Source organism: Pseudoalteromonas sp. TB64 (assembly GCF_000498095.1).
Classification (GTDB): Bacteria; Pseudomonadota; Gammaproteobacteria; order Enterobacterales; family Alteromonadaceae; genus Pseudoalteromonas.
Map to the genome: position 1 here is coordinate 1 of NZ_AUTQ01000219.1, position 3,596 is coordinate 3,596.

Genomic DNA, 3,596 nt, shown 5'->3' on the forward strand with positions numbered 1-3,596 from the left:
AAAGAAAGTGAACGGTCTGTCAGCCATGAATGCATTTATCTGTATATCTGGGAAGATAAAAAAGCAGGTGGTGAGTTATACCTACATCTGCGCCGACACGGTAAGAAATATCACAAGCGCAGTCATGGTAAAACAAACCGAGGGCAAATAAAAAATCGCGTTAGCATTGAAGAACGTCCACAAATAGTTGATGAGAAAGGTCGTATCGGAGATTGGGAAATAGATACCGTTATAGGTAAAGGTCATCGAGGCGCCCTTGTTACCATTGTAGAGCGGGTCACCCAATTCACTGTATCAACTCAGGTGGCAGGCAAAACAGCACAAGCCGTCACTGCGGCGACGATAGAACTATTAAGGCCATATAGGTCAGCGCTTCATAGCATCACGGCTGACAATGGAAAAGAGTTCGCTTATCACGAGCAAATCACAGAGGCTTTAAGTGTACCTGTTTATTTTGCTCACCCTTATCACTCATGGGAGCGCGGATTGAATGAAAACACGAATGGATTACTACGCCAGTATTGGCCGAAGAGCACAGATTTTAAGACGGTAACACCAGCGCAAGTTATACCAGTACTTGAGCAACTTAATAATCGTCCGAGGAAGACACTAGGATTTGAAACGCCTGCAAAATTGATGCAGGATCACTTGGCGGCTAAAGCCGCCTAAACGTTATGCACTTCAGATTTGAATCCGCGTAATTAAAAGGTGCTAATTAAGATATTAATAGTAATCCGCTATTCTAAATAACAACTAATATTAGTTATCTGAATACATTGAGTTCCACCATTGAGGCTCGTCTTTTAGCTTTTTATCAAAGTACGCTAACATGGTATTCCACCAATCAAATCGTTTATCACGTGCAAAAATTTGGTGGTCGGCACCTTTGTACTCAATTAACTCTACATCTTTATTAAGTAATTTAAGCGCAGTGTACATTGTTAAGCTTTCGCCAACGGGTACATTAGTATCGCTATCACCATGAAGAAGTAGCATAGGTGTTGTTACTTTATCGGCATGAAATACTGGGCTATGCTGGCTGTAAAGCTCAGGATTATTCCACGGAAAGCTATTTTTAGATGCTTCACCAGAATATAAGTAACCCCACCAACCTTCGCCCCAATACGAGGTAATATTAGAAATACCTGCATGAGCAATTGAGGCACTAAACATATCGGTTTTGGTTGCCAGTAGCATGGTCATAAAACCACCGTATGAAGCGCCTAAATTCCCAATTTTTTTACTATCAACGTAATTATATTTTTTCAAAAAGGCCTGAGTACCTTCAATTATATCATCGGCAGTATAATCACCCCATGCATTAACATGTTGCGCTGAAAATGTTTGCCCAAACCCAGTTGCGCCCGTAGGTTGCAACACATAAACAACGTAGCCGTTTTCTGCCCACAAATTAAATGGGTAACGACCCGTAAAGCCACGAGTAACTGGTGAAGTACCACCATAGTAATAAACTAGAGCAGGGTGTTTTTTCGTTTTATCTAGGTTGCTTGGAATATAAACACGTCCTGTTATTTCAATACCCTTTTTATTTTTAAAATTAAACTCTTCTAATGTAGGCATGCGTGTATTTGCATAGGCATAAGATTTTGAATCCCACAATAGATCTGTTTTATTTTTACTTATGTTAAGGCGTTTTAATTGCTGAGGTGCCAAGACGCTAGTGCCACTTACGAGAATTTCTGTATTTCGGTCGTTCGAATAGCTAAATTGCTCAACAATGTCTAAGCCAGTATTTAACTTTTTAAAACGCTGCTTACTTAAATCAAATAAATAAAGTGGTTGAGTGTCTTGCTCTGTTACTTTTACAAGGGCATTGCCGTTACTTAATACTTTAAGCAGGCTAATAGCAGGGTCGAACTGTTTACTGAATGCCTTTACGCTTTTGCCGCCTTCAGTAAGTAAGTACAGCTGTCCATCGTAGTTATTGGCAAGCATTGTTTTAGATAAGGCTCTGCCAGTACCATTTTTAAAATCTGGTCCGGCAACTACGTATACATCTTTATTTGTATATTTAGCCTGGTTAAATGTTTTAAATTTACCTAGCGATAAAACCTTGTTTGATTTTAAATCTAGTTCGACTAATTCAGTTTCTGGGTGAGTCGATGCCTGCATTACCGTTACTGGGCGGCTCATTAATATTTTGCCACGATTACTATTTGAATCCTCAAGGCTATGAGAAAGAGTGCCTTGGCTGAGTGCTTTTGCTAATCCGCTTTTAGTGTCTAGTATATATATTTGGCTGGTGTTACGGGCATACGACCAACGATCTTGTAAGCCTTTATAATGTTTAGTTAAGCTGTCTGTAGTTTTTGGAGATTTAGACCAACTAAATAAAAGGCTCGTGTCGTTATAAAATGTGAAGCCACTGGCTCCTTCTAAATCGTCTGCTAGTGTTTTTATTGATAAGTTTTTACGACTAAGCTGTTTTAGCTCACCATTTAATAAATACACTAAAAACTGATTATCTGGGCTCCAAATAATATTACTTGGTTGACCTGCTTCAAATCGATAAACCGTTTGATTTTCAGAGTCTTTAAGGACGGTAACTGTATTTGCTTGGTTTTGTGTTTTATCGTTATAAGTGCGCGTGGTAGTAAGGTACTGCTTGGCATTAGGTGCGAGTGATAATTGGCTAATAGTAGGTGCATCAAATAATTGCTTTGCCGATAAACGCTTTATTTGTGAAGTGCTAAGCGTAATTTTATCAACCTCGCTTTTAGGTGCAAAATCAAGCGTTACGTCGTGCCAATTAGCTACTTGCTGAGCTACTATTAAAACAGAGTGAGTGCTATTAGTTAAAGCCAGTTTGTAGCTGTTTTTATCACTTTTTTGCAGTTCACCATTTATAAACAACTGACCTTGCTCAATTCCTTTTAAGGTAAGAGTACCTTGTGTAAAGCGTGTTGTTTCAATATTAAACTTAAGTGCTTGAAGCCCGCCTAGCGTAAGCGCATTAATTTTGTTAAATGGCTGCCAGCTTTGTTTTTTTCCAAAAACGGTTAACTCATCGGAGTTTGCTTGAAGTTGTGGCAATAGATTATTAACAATGGCATCGCCATGAGGTGTTTGAAAAGGCTTTAATTGCATGTCCTCAGCTAAGGGACCAATAAATTGAACTTTTGATTTATCGAGTGGTGCAGCAATCGATGCAAAACTTAAGCTACTAAGGGTAAAAAGGATTGTGGCATGTTTAAACAATTTATTATGGTTGTACCAAGGTGCGCTAAACTTCATTGTTGAGCCTATTATTAATAATTTAGCCAAATATAGCATGTATTGTTACCATGCTCACATATCCAATATAGAGGAGATAAAGTGACTTTACTGATTATTTATATGGTGGTTGCCATTGTTATTTCATTTTTGTGTTCTGTGATGGAGGCTGTATTATTAAGCATATCACCTAGCTACGTAGCATTACTTCGTAAGGAGCATCCTTTACTTGCTCAGCAGTTGGAAAAACTTAAAAATAATATCGATCAGCCTTTAGCTGCTATTTTAACGCTTAATACTGTGGCTCACACCGCTGGTGCTGCTGGGGTTGGCGCGCAAGCTGCCGTGGTTTTTTCAGATGC

At 38.9% G+C, this 3,596-nt stretch carries 3 protein-coding genes; 2 read left to right on the forward strand and 1 reads right to left on the reverse strand.

All coding sequences use genetic code 11. The features are described from left to right. The coding region (locus L647_RS0118290; RefSeq protein WP_024610111.1) for an IS30 family transposase at positions 1–669 on the forward strand (669 nt) is incomplete at its 5' end. Between the two features lie 90 nt (positions 670–759). On the opposite strand, the gene L647_RS0118295 is transcribed toward L647_RS0118290, so the two are convergent. Beyond that, complete coding sequence (locus tag L647_RS0118295; RefSeq protein ID WP_024612323.1) at positions 760–3,255, reverse strand: prolyl oligopeptidase family serine peptidase; 2,496 nt, start codon at positions 3,253–3,255, stop codon at positions 760–762. Between the two features lie 81 nt (positions 3,256–3,336). On the opposite strand from L647_RS0118295, the gene L647_RS0118300 reads away from it, so the two are divergent. After that, the coding region (locus L647_RS0118300; RefSeq protein WP_024612324.1) for a CNNM domain-containing protein at positions 3,337–3,596 on the forward strand (260 nt) is incomplete at its 3' end.